Source organism: Microbacterium sp. B19 (assembly GCF_000333395.1).
Lineage (GTDB): Bacteria > Actinomycetota > Actinomycetes > Actinomycetales > Microbacteriaceae > Microbacterium.
Window position 1 is genome coordinate 1 of sequence record NZ_BADA01000383.1, and the last position, 456, is coordinate 456.

The 456-nt window shown below is 72.8% G+C and carries 1 protein-coding gene; it reads left to right on the plus strand.

Annotated features, from left to right (window positions below):
- Nucleotides 1–450: hypothetical protein (locus I5G_RS25935; RefSeq protein WP_036328310.1), on the plus strand; the 450-nt coding region annotated here is incomplete at its 5' end.
- Nucleotides 451–456 lie beyond the last annotated feature (6 nt).

Sequence of the window (456 nt, forward strand, 5' to 3'; positions counted from 1 at the left end):
ACCGTGTGGGCGGTGTCGTCGGGGAGTGGCATCCATGCCGACGAGAGCGTTCTCGTCGTCACGCACAGCGACGGCGGCAACGCCGTGGAGGAGAACGGGTTCATCGGTCTGCTCGAGCTGGCCCGCGACGCGGCCGAGACCCCGCACGACCGGACGATCGTGTTCGTGCTGGTCGCCGGGCACCTCCGGATCCCGGCGGTGACCGCACACGGCCAGGCGACGACCGCCTGGCTGCACGCGCATCCCGAGTGGTGGTCCCCCGCGGCCGACGGGCGGACCGCGGTGGCCGGCCTCGTCATCGAGCACCTCGGCGCGAAGCACCGGCGCGACGACGACCCGTCCGACCGCTCGGCGATGTGTCCCCAGGACGGCGGTCGGTTGCGCAGTTCGCGCATGCCGAGCGGTCCGATCAGGTGGGGGAGCAGCACGAGGCTGGCGCCGCGGCTGTAGTCGTTG